Annotated in this window: 25 protein-coding genes; 5 read left to right on the forward strand and 20 right to left on the reverse strand. The window is 41.7% G+C overall.

The features are described 5' to 3' along the window. Positions 1-61: 61 nt before the first annotated feature. From K7887_RS16710 to K7887_RS16720, 3 genes are all read right to left on the reverse strand, one after another. On the reverse strand, positions 62-1369 hold the full coding sequence (locus tag K7887_RS16710) for a CBS domain-containing protein (RefSeq protein ID WP_223490686.1): 1308 nt from the start codon (positions 1367-1369) through the stop codon (positions 62-64). A gap of 69 nt (positions 1370-1438) precedes the next feature. After that, positions 1439-1681, reverse strand: a complete 243-nt coding sequence (locus K7887_RS16715; RefSeq protein WP_399208588.1) for a hypothetical protein — start codon at positions 1679-1681, stop codon at positions 1439-1441. 94 nt (positions 1682-1775) lie between these two features. Then, the gene (locus K7887_RS16720; RefSeq protein WP_223490689.1) at positions 1776-2459 is read right to left on the reverse strand and encodes a metal-dependent hydrolase; all 684 of its coding nucleotides are present in this window, start codon (positions 2457-2459) and stop codon (positions 1776-1778) included. A 172-nt stretch (positions 2460-2631) separates the two neighbouring features. On the opposite strand from K7887_RS16720, the gene K7887_RS16725 reads away from it, so the two are divergent. Beyond that, positions 2632-3735, forward strand: coding sequence for a M24 family metallopeptidase (locus K7887_RS16725; RefSeq protein ID WP_223490691.1), 1104 nt, complete (start codon positions 2632-2634; stop codon positions 3733-3735). 55 nt (positions 3736-3790) lie between these two features. Here the strand turns inward: K7887_RS16725 and ald are convergent, their stop codons facing one another. Then, positions 3791-4912: an alanine dehydrogenase gene (gene ald / locus K7887_RS16730; RefSeq protein WP_010195501.1), complete on the reverse strand. Its 1122-nt coding sequence runs from the start codon at positions 4910-4912 to the stop codon at positions 3791-3793. A 161-nt stretch (positions 4913-5073) separates the two neighbouring features. Further along, positions 5074-5838 (reverse strand): SDR family oxidoreductase, encoded by a 765-nt coding sequence (locus K7887_RS16735; protein WP_223490693.1) that lies wholly within the window; start codon positions 5836-5838, stop codon positions 5074-5076. A 132-nt stretch (positions 5839-5970) separates the two neighbouring features. Between K7887_RS16735 and K7887_RS16740 the strand changes: the two genes are divergently transcribed. Beyond that, positions 5971-7275, forward strand: a complete 1305-nt coding sequence (locus K7887_RS16740; protein WP_223490695.1) for a purine-cytosine permease family protein — start codon at positions 5971-5973, stop codon at positions 7273-7275. A gap of 29 nt (positions 7276-7304) precedes the next feature. Here K7887_RS16740 and K7887_RS16745 read toward each other — a convergent pair whose 3' ends face one another. After that, positions 7305-7472, reverse strand: coding sequence for a hypothetical protein (locus tag K7887_RS16745; protein WP_010195497.1), 168 nt, complete (start codon positions 7470-7472; stop codon positions 7305-7307). Between the two features lie 152 nt (positions 7473-7624). On the opposite strand from K7887_RS16745, the gene K7887_RS16750 reads away from it, so the two are divergent. Next, positions 7625-7939, forward strand: a complete 315-nt coding sequence (locus K7887_RS16750; RefSeq protein WP_223490697.1) for a hypothetical protein — start codon at positions 7625-7627, stop codon at positions 7937-7939. 35 nt (positions 7940-7974) lie between these two features. Here the strand turns inward: K7887_RS16750 and K7887_RS16755 are convergent, their stop codons facing one another. The 8 genes from K7887_RS16755 to sppA form a co-directional block, all read right to left on the reverse strand. Beyond that, the gene (locus tag K7887_RS16755) at positions 7975-8835 is read right to left on the reverse strand and encodes an EcsC family protein (protein WP_223490699.1); all 861 of its coding nucleotides are present in this window, start codon (positions 8833-8835) and stop codon (positions 7975-7977) included. Between the two features lie 113 nt (positions 8836-8948). Beyond that, complete coding sequence (locus K7887_RS16760; RefSeq protein ID WP_223490701.1) at positions 8949-10136, reverse strand: acetate kinase; 1188 nt, start codon at positions 10134-10136, stop codon at positions 8949-8951. A 429-nt stretch (positions 10137-10565) separates the two neighbouring features. Continuing rightward, entirely contained in the window at positions 10566-11561 is a 996-nt protein-coding gene (locus K7887_RS16765; protein WP_223490702.1) for a class I SAM-dependent methyltransferase, read from the reverse strand. Positions 11562-11685: 124 nt separating this feature from the next. Then, positions 11686-12186, reverse strand: a complete 501-nt coding sequence (gene tpx / locus K7887_RS16770; protein ID WP_223490704.1) for a thiol peroxidase — start codon at positions 12184-12186, stop codon at positions 11686-11688. A 351-nt stretch (positions 12187-12537) separates the two neighbouring features. Next, a complete protein-coding gene (gene ytfJ, locus K7887_RS16775) occupies positions 12538-13017 on the reverse strand; it encodes a GerW family sporulation protein (protein WP_223490706.1) in 480 nt (159 codons plus the stop codon). Positions 13018-13037: 20 nt separating this feature from the next. After that, positions 13038-13739 carry a DUF2953 domain-containing protein gene (locus tag K7887_RS16780; protein ID WP_223490708.1) on the reverse strand — a complete coding sequence of 234 codons (702 nt, stop codon included), beginning with the start codon at positions 13737-13739 and terminating at the stop codon, positions 13038-13040. An 86-nt stretch (positions 13740-13825) separates the two neighbouring features. Further along, the gene (locus K7887_RS16785) at positions 13826-14371 is read right to left on the reverse strand and encodes an RDD family protein (RefSeq protein WP_223490710.1); all 546 of its coding nucleotides are present in this window, start codon (positions 14369-14371) and stop codon (positions 13826-13828) included. A gap of 12 nt (positions 14372-14383) precedes the next feature. Next, the gene (gene sppA, locus K7887_RS16790) at positions 14384-15394 is read right to left on the reverse strand and encodes a signal peptide peptidase SppA (protein WP_223490712.1); all 1011 of its coding nucleotides are present in this window, start codon (positions 15392-15394) and stop codon (positions 14384-14386) included. 177 nt (positions 15395-15571) lie between these two features. Here sppA and K7887_RS16795 point away from each other — a divergent pair, with 177 nt between their 5' ends. Then, a complete protein-coding gene (locus tag K7887_RS16795) occupies positions 15572-16372 on the forward strand; it encodes an NAD kinase (RefSeq protein WP_223490714.1) in 801 nt (266 codons plus the stop codon). 223 nt (positions 16373-16595) lie between these two features. On the opposite strand, the gene K7887_RS16800 is transcribed toward K7887_RS16795, so the two are convergent. From K7887_RS16800 to K7887_RS16820, 5 genes are all read right to left on the reverse strand, one after another. Further along, positions 16596-18188: an amidohydrolase gene (locus K7887_RS16800; RefSeq protein WP_223490716.1), complete on the reverse strand. Its 1593-nt coding sequence runs from the start codon at positions 18186-18188 to the stop codon at positions 16596-16598. A 148-nt stretch (positions 18189-18336) separates the two neighbouring features. Continuing rightward, on the reverse strand, positions 18337-19929 hold the full coding sequence (gene mbcS / locus K7887_RS16805) for an acyl-CoA synthetase MbcS (protein WP_223490717.1): 1593 nt from the start codon (positions 19927-19929) through the stop codon (positions 18337-18339). Between the two features lie 291 nt (positions 19930-20220). After that, positions 20221-20424, reverse strand: a complete 204-nt coding sequence (locus K7887_RS16810; RefSeq protein WP_010195477.1) for an alpha/beta-type small acid-soluble spore protein — start codon at positions 20422-20424, stop codon at positions 20221-20223. Between the two features lie 91 nt (positions 20425-20515). Next, positions 20516-21724, reverse strand: a complete 1209-nt coding sequence (gene thiI, locus K7887_RS16815) for a tRNA uracil 4-sulfurtransferase ThiI (RefSeq protein ID WP_223490719.1) — start codon at positions 21722-21724, stop codon at positions 20516-20518. Positions 21725-21729: 5 nt separating this feature from the next. Beyond that, positions 21730-22866 carry a cysteine desulfurase family protein gene (locus K7887_RS16820; protein WP_223490721.1) on the reverse strand — a complete coding sequence of 379 codons (1137 nt, stop codon included), beginning with the start codon at positions 22864-22866 and terminating at the stop codon, positions 21730-21732. A 312-nt stretch (positions 22867-23178) separates the two neighbouring features. On the opposite strand from K7887_RS16820, the gene brnQ reads away from it, so the two are divergent. After that, positions 23179-24513, forward strand: a complete 1335-nt coding sequence (gene brnQ, locus K7887_RS16825; RefSeq protein ID WP_223490723.1) for a branched-chain amino acid transport system II carrier protein — start codon at positions 23179-23181, stop codon at positions 24511-24513. Between the two features lie 44 nt (positions 24514-24557). On the opposite strand, the gene K7887_RS16830 is transcribed toward brnQ, so the two are convergent. Further along, on the reverse strand, positions 24558-24866 hold the full coding sequence (locus K7887_RS16830; RefSeq protein WP_223490725.1) for a hypothetical protein: 309 nt from the start codon (positions 24864-24866) through the stop codon (positions 24558-24560). Between the last annotated feature and the right edge of the window lie 2 nt (positions 24867-24868).

The raw sequence follows: 24868 nt of genomic DNA on the forward strand, positions 1-24868 counted from the left end.
CCAACACCCCAAAAAACGCCCCCACCCCAAAAGGTGAGAGCGTCTCTCTACAACCAATCCACTACTGTATCAACTGCACCATCATCATCGCCTTGCCGACGACATTGCCTTCGTGGTACACTTCCACGTCCACTTTACCAAACTTGCGGCCGACTTCAAGCACCTTTGGCCGGATCTCGATCGTGCTGTCAATCTGCACAGGCCTAATAAAATAGATCGTAATGTTCTCCACGACCATATCACTCTTTTTCACATTGCGGATCACACGCTTAGCCGCTTCTGTCACGATCGTTGTAAATACGCCATAGGATATCGTTCCGACGGAGTTTGTCATCTGCGGGGTCACTTCACTTTGGTAAGCCTCTTCCCCTTTTGATTCTGTAACATCCATAAATTGATTGGTCACGATGTCATCCAGCGTTTCGCCGACTTGCGGCTGCCTTTGGATCATTTGCAACGCCTTCAATACGTCCTGACGGCTGATGATTCCAAGAAGACGATGATTCGGGTCGACCACCGGCAGCATCTCGATTCCTTCCCATACCATAATATGGGCAGCAGATGCGACCGACGTTTTGCCATTAACAGTGATCGGATTTTTGGTCATCACTTTTTCAATCAAAGTCCCGGAGTCCTTCCCAAGCACGTCCTTGGAAGTGACCACACCCTGCACCTTCAAGTTTTTATCGATGATTGGAAAGCGGCTATGCTTGATTTCTTCATTCACCTTATACCATTCTGCAATGGTATCTTCTGTCGTTAAGTAAGTCGTCGCTTCAATTGGAGTCAAGATGTCTTCCACCAATACGATTTCCTTTTTGATCAACTGGTCATAGATCGCACGGTTGATCAACGTCGCAACAGTGAACGTGTCATAACTGCTCGAGATGATCGGAAGCTTCATTTCATCGGCTAACTTCTTTACCTCTTCGTCCGTGTCAAATCCACCAGTTATCAGCACCGCAGCACCTGCTTCAATGGCAAGCTTATGCGCGTTGTAACGGTTACCAACAATCAACAGATTACCTGCTTCTGTATAGCGCATCATCGCTTCCAGTTTCATCGCACCGATAACAAACTTGTTCAACGTTTTATGAAGGCCTTCTCTGCCGCCTAGAACTTGTCCATCCACAATGTTGACCACTTCGGCAAATGTCAGCTTTTCGATATTTTCTTTCTTTTTCCGCTCAATACGAATAGTACCAACGCGTTCGATGGTACTAACATATCCTTTATTTTCGGCATCTTTGATCGCTCTGTATGCCGTACCTTCACTCACCGTGAGCGCCTTGGCGATTTGTCGTACTGATATTTTTTCTCCAATAGGAAGTTCTTCAATATAATGGAGAATCTGTTCATGCTTTGTCACACTCTTCACCCGTCCACATAGTTATTTGTACCTTTATTATACGGGTGTTAGAGCTTGTATTCAATGTGTTTACTGATATTGACGCAATCGGACCTGTTTGACCTCTGCCAATTTCGCTTTTCGCACCATCCGCTTTCGCTTTGGCAAATACATGATTGCTGCAATATTTCCCCCGACTGCCATTAAGGCAAGCACCAGCCATGCGATTCCAAACCATCCTGCAAGTCCATCTTCTGTCACCGGCAATCGCGGTACGGCGACGTATAACATTGCACCAATACATAATAGCGATAATAAAAGTCTATTCTTCAACACATGACACTCCTTTCAAACTCTATAGCTTGTATCATGTATATTCCGCACAACAAAAAAAAGAAGCAAATCCGCTTCTTTTCTTTGCACAACTCTATAAATCAATAACCTCTCCCACTTCCAGCACTTTCCCGACACCTTCAGGAAGTTTGGAAACGAACTCCTGTGGATTTTGTTCAATGACAGGGAACGTATTAAAGTGGATCGGCACCACAGTGCATGCATTTAACCATTTCGCAGCGAGAACCGCATCATCTGGCCCCATTGTGAAATTATCCCCAATCGGCAGGAAGGCCACATCAATATCATTTAACTCGCCAATCATTTTCATATCAGAAAATAATGCTGTGTCTCCGGCATGGAAAATTGTCTTCCCGTCGATAGTTAGCAAGATTCCACTAGGCATTCCTGTATAGACAATCGTTTTTGTTTCATAGTCCGTATAACTAGAGCCATGAAAAGCTTGCGTCAATTTCACCTTGCCAAAATCAAATTCATGGGCTCCGCCGATATGCATTTCATGAACCTTCACACCTTGCCACCCTAAGTATTCAGCAAGCTCAAATGGCGCAATAACTAATGCGTCATTTTTCAAAGCAAGGTCTACCGTATCCCCAACATGGTCATTGTGACCGTGCGTTAAAAGAATAACATCCACTTTTACATCGTCTGCTTTTAAATCTGTTAAACCATTCCCCGTAATAAACGGATCAAAAAGAATGGTCTTTCCTTTAGCCTCAACTTTTACTACGGAATGTCCATGATAGGAAACTTTCATTTTAACAACCTCTCCTTCTCCAGCTCAAATTCTTCATACCCGTTAATCTTCTCTTTTTTAATCAAAAATCCTTCTAATAAAATTTACACAAGTATGATTCCCTGATACTCTTAATGTAAACGTATTAAACTTCGTAACTAGAAGTATTTTACCCAATAAAGGAGTGGCTGATTTGAAAGAACATCGTCTGCAACAACTAGTAGAATGGCTGAAACAGGAGGACTTGTCCGGTTGTTTCTTAACTTCTACCCCGAACGTTTTCTACATAAGCGGTTTTTACACAGATCCACACGAAAGACTACTAGGACTTCTCGCTTTTCCAAACAGCGAACCTGCGATTGTCTGCCCTAATATGGAAGTCGAACAGGTAAAGAAAACTGGCTGGGCTTACGGAATAGTCGGGTACAATGATACGGATGATCCTTGGCAAAAGGTTCAAGAGTATGTGAAATTACAGGGAATTAAAGTTGAAAAGCTAGCTGTTGAGAAAGAACATATGACTGTCGCTCGTTTACATAAGTTAGAGGAGATCTTCCCGGGCGTAAAACTTGCTGCTGCAGAAGATAAAATGTATCAACTGCGCTTGGTGAAAGATGAAGAGGAAGTTTCCATTTTGAGAGAAGCAGCCAAACTTGCCGATTTCGGAGTGGAAGTTGGGGTGCATCACCTGAAAAAAGGTGTGACAGAGCAGGAGCTTGTTGCAACGATTGAGTATGAGCTTAAGAAGAAAGGCATCAGCCAAATGTCTTTTTCAACGATGGCGCTGACAGGATTAAAGACTGCCGCTCCTCATGGAAAGCCTGGCTTGGATCAAGTGAAAGAAGGCGACCTTGTGTTATTTGACCTTGGGGTTGTCTTGAATGGATACTGCTCAGATATCACAAGAACCGTTGCCTTTGGAAATGTGGATGAGCAGCAACAGGAAATCTATGAAACGGTATTGAAAGCGCAGCTTGCTGCTGTGGATATCTGTAAACCTGGTGTAGAAATCGGGCAGATTGATCGCACAGCCCGCTCGATCATAACAGAAAGTGGCTATGGAGAATTCTTTACACACCGCATCGGCCATGGCCTTGGCATTGAAGTGCACGAGTATCCATCCATGAATGAAACGAACACGATGAAACTGCAAAAAGGGATGGCATTTACGATTGAACCTGGAATCTACAAACCAGGAGTAGGCGGCGTACGTATCGAGGATGATATTTTGGTAACGGACAGCGGAATCGAATTGTTGACAAGCTACCCGAAAGATTTACAGATCATTAAGTCATAAATAAAAAACAGGTATCCATGTCTCTCATGGGTACCTGTTTTTTTATAAAAGTCAATTAGCTTTTTACTAAAAGATTGCTTGCACTCTCATACGCCAATCCGTGAGACTCAGCTACTGCCGCATATGTTACATATCCGTCCAGCGTGTTGATTCCCTTTAGGATTGCTTCATTATCCAAGGAAGCTTGTTTGTAGCCTTTGTTGGCAATTTGCACCGCATAAGGTACCGTTACATTCGTCAATGCGATTGTAGATGTACGTGGAACAGCACCCGGCATGTTTGCAACGGCATAGTGAACTACTTCATGCTTCACATAAGTAGGGTCATCATGCGTGGTGATGCGATCTGTTGTTTCAAAAATTCCACCCTGGTCAATTGCGATATCCACCACAACAGAACCTGCACCCATGGATTGAATCATTTCCTCTGTTACAAGTTTTGGCGCTTTAGCACCTGGAATAAGAACCGCACCAATAACAAGGTCTGATTCTTTTACTGCGATTTCAAGGTTTAACGGGTTACTCATAAGTGTCTGGATGTCTTTTCCGAAAATATCATCCAGCTGACGAAGACGGTCCGGGTTCAAGTCAAGGATTGTCACGTCTGCGCCAAGTCCGATTGCCATCTTGGCAGCATTCGTACCAGCGACACCTCCACCGATTATCGTTACCTTCCCGCGGCGAACACCAGGAACACCTCCTAGAAGAATCCCTTTACCGCCCTTGATTTTTTCAAGGAACTGAGCACCAATTTGCGTTGCCATACGTCCAGCTACTTCACTCATCGGCGTCAACAATGGCAGGGAACCGTTTGGAAGTTGTACCGTTTCATAGGCAATACCCACCACTTTGTTATCAATCAAAGCCTTTGTTAATTCCGGTTCTGGAGCAAGGTGCAGATAAGTGAAAAGGATTAACCCCTCACGGAAATAGCTATATTCAGAAGGAAGCGGCTCTTTCACCTTCATGACCATATCCATGGACCATGCTTCTTCTGCTGTTTCCACCATTTTCGCACCAGCTTGTACATATTGCTCATCCGTAAAGCCAGATCCGATACCAGCTTCTTTTTCTATGTATACTTCATGTCCGAAGCCAACAAGGTTCACTACACCTGCAGGCGTCATCGCAACACGGTTTTCGTTGTTTTTTATCTCTCTAGGTACTCCAATTCTCATGGAACAAATACCTCCCTCTTCATAATCACAAAGCGTTAAGACGTAACTAATATAACATTAAACTAGAAAATGTAAAATAGTTTTTTATGCATTTTTGTAAGCGCTTTAAAACAGGCGGAATTATCTATATTATCTAAATTTAGAGGTAAAAATTCCTTGGGTTATCGGAAACGGTTGATAACCTCTACTCCCCCTGTTACTTCCAGCACTGCTCCTGTGATCATATCAGAGTTTTCTTCACATAAAAATTCAATGGCCCTTGCAATATCTTCACCTGTCCCAGATCGTCCGACCGGGGTATTCTTGGAGTCGTCCAAGCCTCTCGCATGTTCAATTGTCGACTCTTTCATCTCCCCCACAATATTACCAGGGCAGATCATATTGGCTGTGATTCCATGTTCGGCTTCTTCAATCGCGATGGACTTTGTCAACGATACAAGTCCAACCTTCGCAGCTGCAAATGCAGATCGATATATCCAACCTGGAGACGATTCCGCTCCTTGAAAACCGTATGTGATAATGCGCCCGAATCGCTGTTCTCTCATGAAAGGGATTGTTTTACGGAAAAGATGAAAAACGGCACTAAGATTGCCTTCTATCATTTCATACCACTCTTCATCTGAGTAGTCAGCTAATTTCTTTCGTTCAAAAATATAAGGTCCTGCGTTATTAATTAAATAATCAATCCTTCCGAAGCGTTCTACCACTTCGTCTATGAATTGTTGCATCTGTTCTTTTTTCGTTACGTCACCTTGAAAGAAGTGTAGTCTGCTTTCTCCAAAGTGATTCCATTCCTTTTTAAGTTTTTCGATTGTTTCCGTATCATTTCTATAATTTATCGAAACGGAACATCCTTTGTTCAACAACTGTTCCGTCACTTTTTTTCCAAGTCCTTTGGAACCAGCTGTAATTACGGCATGTCTCAAACTGGATTCCCCCTTAATAGAATTGCTTACCTCTATATTTTCTTGTAAATCGATAAAATTTACAACATATAACCCGTTAAGATACGATAAAATGATTGTTAGGTACACGAAAGAAAGGAGTATGACCTTTTTATGGCTAAAGCACAAACGGTGGCATTGCCTCCTCGAAGCCGGATAGAGCGGTTCGGTTTAGAAGCCGTTCCACAAGAATTAAGAAAAACACGTTGGTATGAATATGTCATCATCCAGGTTGCATTTTCGGTGAATGCAGGGAACTTCCTTGTCCCGGCGCTTGCTGTCATTCAAGGGGGACTCAACTTTTACGCAGCCTTTCTCTCCACTATTTTTGGTGCAACACTCGCCTTTTTATTTGTTTCCTATTTATCATTACCTGGTGCCGAGCGGGGAATTCCCTCTCAATTTGCCATCCGGTCCATTATCGGCATAAAGGGATCAAGATACATTTCCTCCCCGATTCGTACCATTACATCCCTCTACTGGTTTTCTGTCCAGACCATAGGTGGTACGTTGGTGGTTCAATTTATTCTTGAAAGAGCCTTTCAGTTCTCTATGCCATTTTACATAATCGCGATGATTTTAGCATTGATCATGAGCGGACTTGCACTTGTGGGATTTGTTGCGGTAAAAAGGGCGACCAAGTACTTTATGCCATGGCTGATTCTTGGACAGCTAGTGATGCTCTATCTTTTACTCACTAAAGGAATGAGTATAGATCCTGCTGTAAAAATGGACGGTGGCTGGAACCTTCCCGTCATGGGCTTTTTTGCAAGTCTTGCTTTTGTTCAATATGTATCTGGTGTGTCCTCATCAGCAGATGTGACAAGGTACGCCGTTACTTCCAGACAAGGGTTCTGGGGGTTATTCAGCGGAAATGTTTTAGGCTTTATTCTTACTGCTTTTTTCGGAGCTTACACAGCCAGCCTGACAGGAAATCTGAATCCGTTTATTGCAACAAGCGAAATGACCAACTCCGGCCTATTTACCGCGATCATTTTAGGTGCGGCCATCTTATCGATGGTTTCCATTAACTTGAGCAATGCCTATACCGGTGGATTTAGTCTGTTGAATTCTTTACCGCAACTTGGGAGGGTGAAAAGTTCCATGCTTTTCGGGGCTGCGGGAATACTATTATCCTTGTCACCTGCCTTAGTGGAGGAAGCAGAACGGTATATTTCCTTGATTGGAGCATTTGTCATACCTTTATCTGCTGTCATTATCACTGATTTTCTTTTTATAAAAAAGAGGCAGATTGAAGTTAGTGAGGGATTACCTTCTTATAATAAAATTGCGTTTGTTTGTATTGGGATTGGGATAGGCATTTATTTGCTCTTGCCGGAAGGCTTATCTCCTGGTTTCTTGGCTTTCCTTATCACAGGGGCCGTTTATTTCTTTTCTATAAAAAAATCACAAAAATAGGTGCCTGTAGATGGCACCTGTTTTTGTGTTTATTCATGGGAAGTTTGTTCGCTCTCGCCTTCTACCGGTTGGTATGCATTGGAGCTGTATTGCTCGCCGACTACTCCGCTTGAGTATGCATCAGTAATTTGATTGTGAACCTCATTCACAGCATTATCATCATAAGAAAAAATTTCCTTTGGGTCTTTTTTCTTCATAGTGGGTTCCACCTTTCAACTAAGTATCCATCCTAGTTTGTGTTGAGTGACACTCATTTAAAGGTGGTAAAAATTACAGGGTGAATGGATAGAATGTTTATCACAGTTGTTATACAATGAGTTAAAACAGGGAGCAAAGGAAGGAAGTAGCGATGTTTTCTTTTGTAAAAGATCCAAGGCTTGGAATATCATTGCCGCGGTTGGATTTAGATTGGAATGAATACAACAAAGAAACACAGCAGGATATTTTATTGAAATGGGAAAAGATACGCGGGAGCATTCCGGACCGTATTAAAGAGTTAGAAGAAGAGATTAATTTTAAGCAGGCTCAATTGAATGATGAAGCAGATTTTGAACGGTCTTGCGAGTTGAATTCCGAAATTGCAGATCATGCTAGCGTTATTAATGATTTATGGTTGTGGTATCGTATGAATCAACATGTATCATCATCTAAAGTACATTCATAAAAGGCGAATATCCGTTGTGGATATTCGCCTTTTCCTTAAAACATTTCGCATTCTGATTCGTCTAGTTCTCCGTTTTCTACTAGGTGTCTCATCATGTAGTAGTAATGGGAGAATTCTGAGACTTCTTTGGTCCAGTAATAATTTGTTCCAGCAGCTGTTATCATGCCGAGAAGTGGGACGTTATTTACTTTTTGACGGCCAATCACAGCGACAAATAGCAGCTTGATCAGGTGCATTAAAGGCTGTTGAAGCCAAACAGTCGGGTGATCTTTGTCTGTCAATACGTCAAAATAATGATCGATATCCTGTCCAAGCTCACCTTTCAATGTTTCCCAACGTTCATGCTGATATTTTTTCGGTATGGTCGCACCATAAAATAATTGTAATGACTTTACCATTTCTAACGGCGTACTTGCCCTGTAGCCGTAAGACATCGCAACAAGCTGCGTGGTCCGGATGTTTAGTGCTGCAAAAGCCGGGATGTCTATAGCAAGGGTGGATAGTTTCGCCGTCCCTGTCATTCCACCTTGGATCACCGAATAAAGCTTTTGTTTGGCAATCTGTTGTTCCGCGATGAATGCCTTTTGTGATAGAGGCAGTTCGCGTATATCTTCAATTTTTTCAATATCTTCCCTATAGCTTCTTGCCATATTGACAATCCGTTCTTCTGCTTGCTGTTGGAAGGAGGACTGCTGGATGATACCGTGCAAATGAAATAACCATGTGTCAATTTGAGCAAAAAATAATTGCTTTTTATCGTCTGACAGCAGATCAAATGCCTTGTCCACCCAATGGTCCAATGTATCTGAAAATTGGGTTGGTTCGTATGTATACAGTTTTTCTTCCCAATGTGAAAGTTTATGTTTCCATTGTTCTTCCCTACTTATATTGGACACAGCTCTTCCCCTCACTTTTCCATCTGCTAGTTTTCTCCATTATACCATAGCGGTTCCGCACAAAAAAACAGTCCCCAACCTGTTGTCGTATTAAACAGGTTGGGGACTGTAGCTTATAATGCTATTTTCATTACGTCTCTAGCAATCATCACTTCTTCATTCGTAGGAATGATGATGACTTTTACTGGAGAGTGCGGGTAGTTAATAAATGCTTCTTTACCACGAACTTTGTTCAAAGCAGGATCCCAGTATACACCCATGAATTCAAGTCCTTGTAGAACTCTTGCACGGATTACATCACTGTTCTCACCAATACCTGCAGTAAAGATGATCGCATCCACTCCATACATTCTCGCAGCATAAGAGCCAATATATTTATGGATACGGCTTGCGAATACTTCTAGAGCAAGCTCTGCACGTTCGTTTCCTTCTTTGGCAGCAGATTCAATATCACGAAGGTCACTGGAGAAACCAGATACTCCAAGGATACCACTGCGCTTGTTCAAGACTTCTAATACTTCGTCGGCTGTCTTGCCTGTTTTCTCCATGATAAATGGAATCAAAGCAGGGTCAATATTACCAGAGCGAGTTCCCATTGCTACACCCGCAAGTGGTGTGAAGCCCATGGAGGTATCGATGGATTTTCCGCCTTCGATTGCCGCAATACTTGCACCGTTTCCTAGGTGACAAGAGATCAGGCGAAGTTGTTCAACCGGTCTGCCAAGCAATTCTGCAGCACGCTCGGAAACGTACTTATGGGATGTACCATGGAAACCGTATTTACGGATGCCATAGTCCTCATAGTACTCATAAGGCAAGCTGTAAAGGAAAGATTTTTCCGGCATCGATTGGTGAAATGCCGTATCAAAAACAGCGACAGCCGGTACACTTGGAAGAATTTCCTTGAATGCTTTGATCCCAACGATGTTTGCCGGGTTATGAAGTGGAGCAAGCTCTGAAAGTTCTTCTAATTCGCCTAAGATTTCATCTGTAATCAGGACAGAATCATTGAACTTTTCCCCACCATGAACAACACGGTGGCCGATTCCTGTGATTTCATCGAAGCTTTGAATGATGTCTAGATCGATCAGTTTTTTTAATAAGATTTTAACAGCTACTCCATGTTCTGGAATGTCTGTGATTTCTGTTACTTTTTCGCCGTTCACAGAGATGGTGAAAACTGCATCGTTTAATCCGATACGTTCCACTAATCCTTTTGTAATAACATTTTCACTAGGCATTTCGAACAATTGGAATTTAAGAGAAGAGCTTCCTGCATTAATTGCAATAACTTTTGACATGACGATACGTACAACTCCTTTTATATGGTCACACTTGGATGGATGATTAAATGTTTTTACACTCTACCTATCTTGTGCAAAGTTCCGATATTATATATACCTTTTTCATTTAAACACCGTCATACTGCATTTGCAAGAGGCTTCCCTATATGGTAACGCTTACCTTATATATTCGTTATTTTCTGAAGAATAGCATAGTTATTATGGACTGTTAATTCTACACTTACGGTTGATCTTCGTTGCAGGAGCTTCGCTTTCCGCGGGCGGGTCCGGAAGCCTCCTCGGGCTACGCCCTGCGGGGTCTTCCCTGTCCCTTCCTCCCGCAGGACAAGGAAGGCTTCGGCAGCGATTCATCGCACGAAGAAAATGCGCTAGCATTTTTGAGGAGTCTCCGCTCCTTCCACTACGATCAACTAGGTTATCCTATTACTATTTATTCTTTTTCTGCTCAGAAAACCAGTGGTTGATTTGGCCCATGATTTTTTCCATTGCCTGCATGTTGGAGAAGCTTGGCAGGTTTACTAATAGAGCTTCTTTGGGAGGTTCAACGCCTATTCCTTTTTTCTGCAGAACAAGGATGCTTTTTGCATGATTTTTGTTTTGGAACATGGTTTCCGGAAGCTGAAGCATTCCTTGAATATACGCTTCATCCTTTATTAGAGCGTTGACTCTTTTTGCTTCCTCTTCTTCAAACATAGAGTTTGGAACCAAGAATAACAGATGTCCTCCTGGTTTTGTGTAACGCAACCCTTGTTCGATGAAAAGATAATGTGCATAGGAATGTCCTTCTTCCGCTTTTAGCTTGAAGTTGGTTGCATTGTTGTCGTCAGGATAATAGCCAACCGGCAGATCACTCACTACCACATCGACTGGTTCTACAAATAGGTTGCTTAAGCCATCTTGGTTGAATAAACTGATTGCCTGCTCTTGCAGGTTGGCGTTATTATAAGCAAGTTTCACTAAAAGGTCATCCACATCCACACCAAACGCCTCCAGCTTTTTATTAGGCTGGTGGTTAAGGACAGCTGTAAGAAGGTTTCCAGTACCGATAGCAGGATCAAGCATAGTCAGCTGTTGCAGATGTGAGGTGTATTTTCCAACGAGGTATCCCATAAACATGGCGATCGCATCTGGAGTCATTTGATGGTTGGCTTGAACTGCATCTTTCATTCCTTTTAAGATTGCAAGCTGAAATCCTTTTCTGATTTCTTCTTTCTGTAGGGAAGAGATCGTTTGTTTGCTGTACTCTTTTTCAAGTCTTCGTTTAGTTACTTCAGACACTTCTTCTTGGATCACTGCTCCGTGGAAGAGATTTTCTGCGGTTTCTGCAAGTGCCTCTAAGTATGTACAGTCTAGTTCTTCTTGTAGGATTTGTGCTGTTGTATCAAATAAAGTAAATGTATTTTCTAATTTCGTAATGGACATTATGCCACTCCTTTTCTTTCTCCAATTTTCAGTATTCCTATTTTACATGGAGATGGGGCAAAAATAAAGCAGACTGCTATTATCACAGTCTGCTCGTCTTGGTGCAATGGGGTTGAGTAAGGTATTATTCTGCAGATTTTACTGCTTCAATCGCCGCTTCATAGTTAGGGTGGTCAGTACCTTCCCCTACGTATTCTACGTATGTTACTTTGTCGTTGGAGTCCACAACAAACGTAGAGCGTGCTAGTAGACGCAGCTCTTGCATTAATACGCCATATGCTTCACCGAAAGAAGCATCACGGTGGTCAGATACTACCTCAACATTATCAAGTCCACTAGCTGCACACCAGCGTTTTTGAGCGAAAGGCAAGTCCATGCTTACTGTAATAACTTTTACGTTATCAAGCTTCGCTGCCTCTTCGTTAAATTTGCGAGTTTGTTGATCGCATACTCCTGTATCAATGGAAGGAACTACGCTGATTAGTTTCTTGAATCCTTTGTAGTTTTCCAATGTTACTGGAGATAGGTCATTTGCAAGAACAGAGAAGTTTGGAGCCTGGTCGCCCACTTTCACTTCGCTTCCGATTAGTGTCATTGGGTTGCCTTTAAATGTTACGTTTGCCATGTTAATTTCCCTCCTCAAATTGTATGTACACTTGTAATAATAGCTATGTTTTGGAAGTTTTGCAATTAATCAAACTTTGTTGTTATGGTGGGGGAAGTGGCGGCTTCCTTCCATGATCAAAGTTTGTCGAAGTGTGTAGATTTCTTGATATATCTTCGTTTTTCTTGATATATTGCAAAATTTCTCGATATCCACTCGGAATTTCTTGATATATCGCAAAATTTATTGATATCCGCCCGAAATTCTTGATATCCCCGCAAAATTTCTTGGAATCCACCCGAATTTCATAGTTTCCACCTACCTCCACCCCATGCCAAATAAAAAAGCCAACTGCAGTGCAGCCGGCGATTTTTAGAAGTCCAAATCCTGCTTATGGTCATTGTAGGAATGATCAGAGTGATTCGCTCTGTTATGCTTGTTGTTATTCAACATATGTTGCACTTTCTCGACCGCCTGTGGAGCCAAGTCCAGTAGTCTTTCATAGATACTTGTGCTTTCATCAAGATGTAGCATTTTCACTCCTTGTGAATTGACAATCAAGAAGGCGATTGGAGTGATGGACACGCCACCTCCACTACCTCCACCAAACGGCAGCTTATGCCCTTGGCTTTGGTGATTGCCACCGCCATCGTGTTTCTCAGGTCCTGATGCACTCCCGCCTTGGAACTCACTTCCTCCTGCCGCAAACCCAAAGCCGACTTTAGAAACAGTCAAAATGACACTCCCATCCGGCGTTTCTACCGGATCACCAATGATCGTGTTAACATCAATCATATCTTTTAGATTTTCCATAGCTGTTGTCATGAGACTCTTAATTGGATGTTCAGACATATTGATCCTCCTTATTGCTGTTACATGGATTTGTGATTGTCCTCTTTGGACAACACGGATAAAGGACGGGTTTTAAACTTAGGTCTACCGCCCTTCCAATATTTAACGATTCTTATTCCTGCCAACATAGCATGCCCGATTCGAAACCGAATAATACACTTAAACATTGTCTGAGAGACAGCTTGCTGGAAAAAAGGTGTGATGGAGAGTTCCGGCCGAGCTCGGAAATCTGTATAATTGCTTATAAACCCAACAATTCCCCCTTTAATAGACCAACCTGCCCCAACAAACATTCCAGTATGGGCTGCATCCCCAAGTCCTATGTTGCTATGCCATTCCAGGTGTTTCACTTCCATTCTCGAAAGCAATCTCCTAACTATCTCATGCATCCCCACAACATGACGCACCAGTTCATATGTATCTTCAAAACTCTGCCATATCTCTTTTGGAGAAAAATCTTTCTCTTTTTGTTTCCCTTTAGACGGATCTCCGCCTCCAACCTTGGTTTTTTCCTCGACATGAATGGATGCTGTGTCTGTGTCCACACTGATCAACGGGACATCGATGGTGTACCGCAACAACCCGTACCATGCACTAAGCTTCACTGTCATCTGATCATTATCTTGTTGATGATGGTAATAAAAATGGATGGTAATTCTAGTGACGAGAACCATGATTAAGAGAAGAATTATGATGGCAACGATAACGGCGGTCCAAATCACACTTTCACATCCTTTCTTCCCCCTTCCATTATCTCCTAGCACAAAAAAAATAAACCTAAAGTCACGAAGGACTTCAGGTTTACTACTTATTTTTCATGAACCACGGTTGTGTCTGCAATAAAGTCGTGCACGCCTTGCTTTTTGCTCGTGAAGGCCGCAACAAGAAATACGATATAAGTGATAGGAGCATAGACTAACGCAATATAACGCCCGACACCTTCTCTAAAGAGAATCGTTTTCCATGAAAGGTCATTAGCTTTAAGATCTACCACTCGCAAACCAAACACCATCTTACCCAATGTCTGTTTGAAATACTTCGTCATAAGAATGAAATACCCATATAGCACAATGGTTGTGGCAATGGTTGCAGGTGAGAACATGAAGCTTTGACTAGTGGATATCCCTAATAGTCTAAAAATCGGAAATATCACGATAGCTCCGATGCTCCAGATGATTAATAGATCCAATAAAAATGCCCAAAGTCTCATCCAAAACCCTGCATAGCGATATTCGGTGACCGCTACTTCCTTCGTAGAAAACATCATATCATTGCTTGTTCTGTCTTCCGCTACGTTCACGTCTTCATGTATTACGTTTTCGTTTGTATACTCATTATTCTGCTCATCTCTCATTTTATCTCCCTCCTACTCTGCATACAAGTACATTAGTCTTGGAGAATTAGGTTGATTGATAAGCTTTGCTAACATCTGCATTTCAGATTCTGGCTTTAATAGGGATTGAACATTCATGCTGAATAAGGAACCCCAGCCCAGGTTTTCTGTGTATTGAACCACTTGGACGTTACCCATATCATGGTCTTTCTTCATTGCCTCAATAACATCCTCAAAATACCCCAGCTCGTCGACTATGTTAATGTCCTTGGCTTGTTGGCCGTCATAGATTCTTCCGTCAGCAATTCTTCTGACTTCTGATTCACTCATGCCCCGGCCTTCCACAATAACTTCTACAAATTGATCATACATATTGTCTACCATTGATTGAAGTATTTGACGCTCTTCATCAGACATGTCTTTCGTTGGGGACATAATATCTTTATAAGGTCCACTCTTGATGGTATCGAATTTCACGCCATACTTTTCAGCAAGCTCACTGTAATTAATCCCCTGCATGATGACACCGATAGAACCAGTGATCGTCTCAGGTGCTGCGAAAATTTTGTTTGCAGGTGCTGCTATATAGTATCCACCTGAAGCAGCCATCGTTCCCATGGAAATGTATATCGGTTTTTCTGTTTCTTCTTTAATTTCCACCAGTCTCTTATGTATCTCGGCACTTTCAGATACACCGCCACCTGGTGTATTTACACGCACGATAATTCCTTGAACAGAATCATCCTCTTTTGCTTGATCAAGCATTCTTAAAAATTGTCGATGGTTATATCCGGGAGATTGGAATACAGATGTTACATCGCTTCCTGTGTCCTGAATAACACCGTTAACTTCTAGAACTAGAATCTTACGGTTTGGACTACCGTCTTCAATTACTTCCTCAATAAACTCTTCTTCCCCGCCAAAAATATCTGAAAAAGAATCAGATGTGGAGCTTTCCGCAGGTTTTGTTGCCAGACTTGTAATAATCGACACAAAAAATAATAATGCCGCAATGCCTAATGCGGCCCAACGCTTTCCACTCATATCTAAACCTCCTAGTTGTTCGTACAGTACCTATACGTTAAATCGTTTCAAAAAGTTTCATCAAAATGGTAAACTTATCACAATATAGAATTGTACTAAAATTTTTTCCAAAAGGATAATGTTTTTGGATATTTTTTGTTTAAGTTCCATTTTTTATTATAAAGAGGAGGAAAAACAATGACAGAACGCCGTAAAATATTTTTCTTTTATAAAAGGGAAGAAGAGCTTGTTGCAAAGGTGGAAAAACTGGAACAATTAGCGGTACAAAATAATTTTGAAATATTAAGTGATCACCACAATGCCAATATTATCGTAGCAGTCGGAGGAGATGGCACATTCCTACAGGCTGTTCAGAAAACAGGTTTCAAGGATGATTGCCTTTATGCAGGGATCAATGCTGGAGAAACTTCTAGCTTTTATTGCGACTTTCATATCGATGATACAGAAAAAATGGTCGAAGCGATGACGTTTGAACAAATTGAGGTAAGAAAATATCCTACCATTGAAGTAACGATTGACGGCATTTCTTCTTTTCAATGTTTGAATGAGTGCTCCATCCGCTCTGCCATCATAAAAACCTTTGCGATAGATGTCTACATAGATGATCTGCACTTTGAAACATTCCGTGGGGATGGGATGATTGTATCCACCCCGACTGGTAGCACTGCATACAATAAGTCAGTTCAGGGTGCTGTGGTAGATCCGATGCTTCCTTGCTTTCAGGTAAGTGAACTTGCTTCCATTAACAATAACAGCTACCGTACCCTTGGTTCACCTTTTATTATGGCTGGTTCTAGGAAGCTGACTTTGAAAGTAATTCAGGATGGAAATGATTATCCAACGATTGGTATTGATAACGAGGCTCTTAGCATCAAGCATGTGGAGCGGTTGGATATTCAGCTGACAGATAAGAAAATTAAGACTGTGAAGTTGAAGGATAATTCGTTTTGGGAGAAGGTCAAACGGACATTTTTATAAAGTCCCCACTTTCATAACTAAAGGACACCGCATGAACGCGGTGTCCTTTTTGTATTCTGTATAACTCCGCTGTTGATTTCCGCAAATGGCTTCGCTTTCCGCGGGGCGACCTTGAGCCTCCTCACTTCGTTGCGGGGTCTCAACAATGTCGCTACTTCCCCCGCTGGAGTCTACGCCATTTGCTCCAATCACCAGCTATAAATCATCATTTACTGTGGCTTTCTTAATTTCTTTGATATACTATCGTACCGTCGACGATTGTCATTTGTACGTTTGTTTCTAGGATAGCATCTTCGGTTGCTTTAAAAAGGTCGGTATCCAGCACTGTGAAGTCTGCGTAGTAGCCTGTATCGATGATTCCTTGTTTATGTTCTTCGGAGATAGCTTGGGCGCTGCCTTTGGTGAAGAGTCCGATTGCCTCATACATGGTAAGACGTTGTTCTGGTTGATAGACCGTTTTGTTTGTATCCCCAGGGGTTTGCCTAGTAACAGCAGCGTGAATGCCTAGCAGCGGGTCAACCGGCTCGATAGGAGCATCGGATCCGCCTGCACATATCAGTCCTTCATCCATTAGCGTTTTCCAAGCATACGAATAGTTCAGCCTTTCTTCTCCAAGGCGTTCGATTATCCACGGAAAGTCGGTTGCCACAAATCGCGGTTGGATATCTAGTATAAGCGGCAGCTTTTTGGCGCGATCAATAAGATCCTTAGTTAATATTTGAGCATGGATGAGCCTGTCTCTTTCCCCTTTTGGAGCAGGATATTTTTCAAGGGCATCAATCATATACTCAAACGCAAGATCGCCAATTGTATGGACTGCAACCGTCATTCCGTATTCTCTTGCTTTTTTTACTAGGCCATCAAGCTGTTCTTGTGTATGAATGGCCACCCCGGATGTTTCAGGCGCATCATTATAAGGTCGACTTAAAAGAGCGGTCCTTCCACCGAGTGCTCCATCAGCAAAGATCTTCATGGCACCAAGGGTTATGAAGCCTGTTGTCTCCTTAAATGTATGTCCCTCTTCATGCATATCATCCACTACTTCATGATGAACAAGTAAATGGGCACGATATTTTAAATGATCCCTTTCAATCACATTTTCAAATGCTCCAAATGTTTTCGTAAAACTGCCATAATAGCTCAGGTCTTCGCTATGACTCCCTACCAAACCAAGGCTCAGGCAATCTTCAATAGAAGTTTTCAAAGCATGATACAAGTAGCTCTCACTCGCTTTTGGAATCTTCTTTTTTACTAATTCCTGTGCTTGGTCAAGTAAGTATCCAGTCGGTTCCCCATCGATATCTTTTATAATGACGCCTCCAGGAGGGTTTTCTGTTTCTTTTGTAATGCCGGCAAGCTCCAAAGCTTTACTGTTGACTAGTACTGCATGGCGACAAACTCTTGACAGGATCATGGGGTGATTCGATGTAATTTCGTCGAGCTCTGTTCTGTGAAAAATTTTTCGGTCGACAAAGTTATTCTCATTCCAGCCTTCCCCGAAAATCCATTCTCCTTCAGGGGTTTCTTTTACTTTTCTAATTAATGCATGTTTCACATCTTGGGGTGATGTGTAATTTGATAAATCCAGTCGCAGTAATTTTTCTCCGTGCCCAATCAGGTGCATATGACTGTCTGTAAAACCTGGGTACATGACTGCCCCTTGTAAATCTTGCTTTTGTGCATTCGGATATGTAGAGAAAAGGTTTTCTTGAGGGCCGATGTCTTTAATGATTCCATCTTCCGTATAAACAGCTTCGACTTTTTCCATTTCTGCTTTCATTGTATAGATTGTTCCGCCGTACCAAATTTCTCCCATGGTGATCTTTCTCCTTCTTTTTGTAAAATTACATTTAGATTATCATTTGTGAAGGTCAGGCACAAAAAAATTGCATTAAAAAAGGCAGTATAGGTGGAGTCAAGGAATCTGATCCCCACCAGCCTGCCTTTCCTTTGTAGTATCTTTATCAGGATTGTGCCGCTTGAGCCAATTCTTGCTGCCTTAGTTCTATTCTTCTTATTTTTCCAGAAGTAGTTTTCGGAAGTTCTGCAACGTATTCGATTTTCCGTGGATACTTATATGGCGCCGTCAATTCCTTGACATGCTCTTGCAACATTTTAGTCACCTTATCTTCTTCCTGCTCTACTCCGTCCTGCAGCACAACAAAGGCTTTAACAATGTTCCCTCTTATTTCATCAGGACTCGCCACAACGGCGCATTCACGTACCATAGGGTGCTTTACCAATGCATCTTCCACTTCAAACGGTCCAATCGTGTAGCCTGAACTGATAATAATGTCATCACTTCTGCCCTCAAACCAAAAATATCCGTCCTCGTCCTTTTTGGCTTTATCACCTGTAATATAGTAATCCCCTCTAAATTGTCTGGAAGTACGCTCAGGATCTTTGTAATAGTGCTTGAATAGGGCCGGCGTCTCTACATGTACTGCGATGTCCCCGACTTCCCCTACTGCACATTCTTCGGCATCCTCATTGATGATGGTTACCCTGTTGCCAGGTGTCGGTTTACCCATTGAACCAGATTTGATTTCCATTCCTTTTAATACGCCAAGTAACAGTGTATTCTCCGTTTGTCCATAGCCGTCTCGGACATCGACTTGGAAATGTTTTCGGAAGGTGTCAATCACTTCACGGTTTAACGGTTCCCCGGCTGATACTGCACTGTGAAGATGTGGCAGCTGATAAGCGTTTAAGTTATCCACTTTCGCCATCAGACGATACTCTGTCGGTGTGCAGCAAAGGACATTCACTTCATGTTTTTCCAAAAGCTTCAAGTATGTGTTAGGGTCGAACTTGCCATGATAGACAAATCCCGTTGCCCCAGAACCGAGTGTCGATAGGAATGGACTCCATATCCACTTCTGCCAGCCAGGACTTGCAGTTGCCCAAACTACATCATTTTCTTCAATCCCAAGCCAGTTCTTGGAAGTCGTGCGTAGGTGCGCGTACGCCCATCCATGCGTGTGGACAACTCCCTTAGGATTACCTGTTGTTCCAGATGTGTAGGATAGAAATGCCATGTCATCTTTTGAAGTCGTGGCAAATTCAAGTTTGTCTGATTGTTTTTCCATCGCTTCATGCAGGTTTGTCCAGCCTTTTTCTGCTAGTCCACCAACACTGAATCTTACCAGGTTGCCCACTTCCTCTAATTTATCTGCCTGTTCCACAAATGGTTGATATGTAATAATCCCTTTAACATCTCCGTGTTCAATTCGGTATGCAAGGTCTTTTTCCCTTAACATTTCAGAGCAAGGAATAACGACAATACCCGCTTTGAGTGCACCTAAATACACTTGATACGAGTCAATAAGCCTTGGCATCATGACAAGAACTACATCCCCTTTTTGCAGTCCTTCCGAAAGTAAAGCGTTTCCAATTTTATTTGCAGCTTTCATTAATTGTTGATATGTTACTTGTTCTTTCTCCCCTTGCTCGCTTTCCCAAATGAGTGCGAGCCTTTCGCTGTCTTGTTGTGAGTACTTTTCCACTTCTTCAACCAGATTGTACTTTTGCGGTGCTAAAAGTTCTTCTCTTTTCATATGAAGTCATCCCCTTTGTAATAGTACTACCTCTATCTTACAAAATTTTTAAAATAATTTGAATTATTTTGCGGGATTTTATATAAAATAAAAACACCTTCCCAAAAGAAGGTGCCCTAACATCATTTATTGCTCATTCGATTTAACCGCATGTTTTGGCTCGTTGCGGCGTTTTCTTCCCTGTTTCTTCTGTTGTTTTTCCACTTGATTTTGCTCCTTCATAAAAAAGCACCTCCAAGATTAGAATAGAAGAAAGGTGGGGTTTCCCCCACCTCGTAGCCATTTTATATATTATTTTTGGTAACCGCCACTGAAGCTTTGTTCAGCCATTTGAACTAAGCGTTTAGTGATTTCTCCACCAACGGAACCGTTAGCGCGAGCAGTTGCATCAGGACCAAGTTGAACTCCGAATTCAGAAGCGATTTCGTATTTCATTTGGTCAAGAGCTTGTTGTACACCAGGTACAACTAGTTGGTTTGAACTGTTGTTTGCCATGTGTTTTCACCTCCTTGTGAATATAGAATGTGTAAAAACACATGGCATCATTCATGTTTTAAATATGGTAATTCTTCACAATATCCAACAGTTAAAATAAATCGTTGATTACATTATCTTCTTCTTGCTTTTTCCCTGTTATTAATAGCTTTTCTGTCCGATCAACTGCATCGTTCACCATCTTATCTATATCAAAAAAGCTTTCGTAGAAATTGATTTTTTCCTTTTTCGGCTTTGTTTTAGGTGAAGAAGGGGTGAAAATGGTACAACAATCTTCATAAGGCCGGTTGGAAATTTCCAACGTGTCAATTTGTTTGGCAATATCCATAATTTCTATTTTGTCCATCGTAATGAGCGGACGAATGATCGGTGTGGAAGTTACCTCATTAATAGTGGACATGCTTTGTAAAGTCTGACTGGCCACCTGTCCCAAGCTTTCTCCAGTTATGATGGCAAGCCCTTGCTCTTTTTCACAAATTTTGTCGGCTATCTTTAACATAAATCTTCTGGTGGATGTCATCGTATAGTTTTCCGGCACTTGCTTTTGTATCGCCACTTGGATATCTGTGAAGGGAACAATATGCAAATTAATGGAGTGTCCGAAATCTGTCAGTCTTTCTGTGAGTTCTACTACTTTCTGTTTCGCACGCTCGCTTGTATACGGTGGGCTGAAGAAGTGGACAACCTCTAATCTGATGCCACGTTTCATCGCCAAGTAACCTGCTACTGGGCTGTCTATCCCGCCAGAAAGCATAAGCACACCTGTACCGCTTGTTCCAACCGGAAGACCTCCTGCTCCTGCAATATCCTTACAAGTAATGTAGGTCGCGTCCTCTCTCACTTCAACCCTGACATTAATATCCGGTTGCTTAACATTCACCGTCAAATCTTCCGTATTACGCAAAAGATGGGATCCAATAGCATGGTTCAATTCATTTGTATCAAGCTCAAAATTTTTGTAAGCTCGCTTGGCAGTCACTTTGAAAGTTTTTCCTTTATAAGGTAATGCTTCCAGCGCGAATAATGCCCCATTTTTTATTTCTTCTAATTCTGTTTTCGTTTTGACTGCAAGGCTAAAAGAGTGAATGCCAAAAATACTCTGCAGGCGATCTAGAATCTGTTCATGAGGCTCTCCATTTAATTTAATGAACATTCTATCTCTGCTTTTTTCGATCTTGACATTTGGAAAGTCTTTAATTTTCTCTAAAATATTGAAACTAAGACGTTGGACAAACTGCTTTCTGTTTCTTCCTTTGGTAGACAGTTCTCCAAATCGTATTAATATGTGATCATAGTTCATGGTTTTTACCTCGTTACTTCTTTTATTGTGGTGATGGCTTGGATAAGCTCTTGTAAAAATAAGCGTATTTCTTCTTTCGTAGTACTGTAGGTCATACTTATCCTGATAGCACTTTCCGCCTGTGCCCTTGTCACTCCCATTGCCGTTAAAGTCTTGCTAGGTGCTTTTCGCTTGGACGAACAGGCAGAGGTTGTGGAAACATAAATATCTTTTGTGCTTAATGCATGGACAAGAACTTCTGACTTTACGCCCGGAACGGAAAAATTGACAATATGCGGAGCGCTGTGACTTCTGGAAGTGTGGATATATACTCCATTTATCTGCTCCAACTCATCAAAAAGATATTGTTTTAATGCAGATAAATTAGATAAGTAATTTTCACTTTTCTCCAAGGTCATTCGCAGCGCTTTCGTCATGGCAACAATCCCCGCCACATTCTCTGTTCCTGATCGTAACGTCCATTCCTGATCTCCTCCGCTGAGGATTGGGTGAAGCTTAACTCCATTTCTGGCAATCAGGATCCCGTTTCCTTTTAATCCGTGAAACTTATGAGCCGAAAGCGAGCAAAGGTCTATTGTGTCCATTCGTAATGGAACCTTGCCGATTCCTTGTATATGGTCAACATGAAAGCTTGCATTTGGGTGGTTCTTGAGAATGCAGCCGATCTCTTCTACAGGTTGGATTGCCCCAGTTTCATTATTTACATGAATGATGGAAACCAACACCGTCTCTTTTCTCAACGCATCCTCTACTTGTGTTTTCGTGATTCTACCTTCCTTATTAACAGGAAGGACGGTCACTTCAAATCCCTCTTTTTCCAAATCATTTATCGCATTCGTTACGGAAGGATGCTCGATCGCGGTTGTGATGATATGTTTACCGATATTTCTTTTGCTTAAGGCACACCCTTTTACCGCCAAGTTGTTGCTTTCTGTTCCACCTGAAGTAAAAATGACTTCCTTATGATGTACATGCAGCAAAGATGAAATTGTCTCCCTTGAACGGTGCAGCAGCATTTCTGCTTCACCGCCAAGCGAATGAAGCGAGGATGGGTTTCCAAAATATTCTGTGGACACCTTAAGGAAAGAATCCAACACTTCTTTATATGGTTTAGTAGTGGCGCTGTTGTCTAAATAGATCATGGTCATCCTCCATAGTTCTGATGAGGAATTTGAATCATCAATTAATATAGATAATATTTTCTTCTAAGCGAATATTAATGTTAGCACATTTTATATCCGTGGAAAAGAAATGCCTTCCTATATATGACCACGAAAGAGGTATTTATTAGAAATATCACCTTTTCTCTTTCTAAACATGTATAGACATGTTAAACTAGTAATTGTTTTTCTAATATATTGAATTGTTGAACTTTTATGTTATTCGACAAATTTCATCAAAATTATGATAGGATGAAAACGTATTCATTTCATTTTCTCATCAGGAGGATTTTCATGCATAAAAACGTATATACAAATAAGGACATATTGGTATTGGGACTAATGCTGTTTGCCTTATTTTTAGGTGCTGGGAATATGATTTTCCCTCCATTACTTGGGCAAGCAGCCGGTGATAATGTAGGGATATCTGTAATAGGCTTCTTGATTACAGGAGTTGGCCTGCCGCTCCTTGGAGTAATGGCCATTGCTTATACAGGTGGCGACCTTCAAACACTTGCTAATCGTGTACACCCAATTTTCGGAATTATTTTTACTATTATTATGTACTTAGCGATTGGGCCATTCTTTGGAATACCGCGTACAGGTACTGTAGCCTTTGAAATTGGTGCAACACCTTTCTTGCCTGAATCGGTTAACCCACAAGGATGGGCACTCTTTCTGTTTACATTAGTATTCTTTGCTATTACGTATTATCTTGCTTTAAATCCAGCAAAACTTGTTGATCGAATCGGGAAAATCTTGACCCCCATTTTGTTACTCGTTATCGGTATTCTTGTTGTGAAGAGTATCGTCACTCCGATGGGTTCTATTGGTGCTCCAACAGAGCCTTACCAAAACTCACCTTTCTTTAAGGGCTTCCTTGAAGGCTATCTGACAATGGACACCATTGCCGCTTTAGTTTTCGGAATTGTTGTAATATCTGCTATAAAAGATAAAGGTGTAACAGATAAAAAAACGATTACTTCTCTTTGCTTAAAAGCAGGGTTTATTGCCGCGATAGGTCTTACCATCGTTTACGGCGGTTTATCCTATCTTGGGGCAACCAGTCTTGATGCAGTTGGAGCTGCAGGAAATGGTGGGCAAATATTATCTGGCGCTGCCAATTATCTGTTTGGTTCTATCGGAGCGGTTATTTTGGGGCTTGCCATTACGTTCGCTTGCTTGACAACATCTGTAGGACTTGTTTCTGCGACAAGTAAATTCTTTGCTAAGATTATGCCATCTGTATCTTATAAGGTATTTGTTGCAATCTTATCCATCTTTAGTTTGGTTGTGTCAAATGTCGGCCTTGAGCAATTGATTACGATTTCGTTGCCTGTATTGATTATGATATATCCATTAGCAATTGTACTGATTCTCCTTTCGTTCTATCGTTGGAGAAATGAATCGTTTGTGTATGGGTTTGCCTTACTATTCACAGGTATTGTAAGTTTTGTGGATGGACTGGCTATGGCTGAGATTGATATCACATTTTTACAAGATATCTTCGGCATACTTCCTTTCTATAATGAAGGGGTAGGTTGGTTGGTACCGGCAGTGATTGGTGTGATTATCGGACTGGTCGTTGGGGCAGTCACCTCGAAGCAATCTAATGAGAGCATTGCTTAATATCTATAAACAAAAGGCTTGGATGTGAGTATCCAAGCCTTTTGTTATGGTTTATTTTTTTCTAGAAGGGAAAGCAGTTGGTCGATACTGATTCGTTCATCCTCAATATTCCACTCTTTGACCATTTGTTGAGTGAGCCCATCTTGATGAATGTGTGGGATCGTAATTATCTCTTCCCTATCTTGGTCTACAGATGGAGGAGAGCCTGTTTCTTCTTCCTGGGAAGGGGAAGAGATTGCAGGTTGTTGTGCAGCCTCTTCTTTCTTTTCCTGAAAGGAAGCGTAAAAACTGTACCATATAAAGGTCCCACTGATGAGCAGGATGGCTACAAGGACACTTTGCGCGTACTTCACTT

The sequence above is a fragment of the Sutcliffiella horikoshii genome (assembly GCF_019931755.1).
In the GTDB taxonomy this organism is placed as follows: Bacteria; Bacillota; Bacilli; order Bacillales; family Bacillaceae_I; genus Sutcliffiella_A; species Sutcliffiella_A horikoshii_E.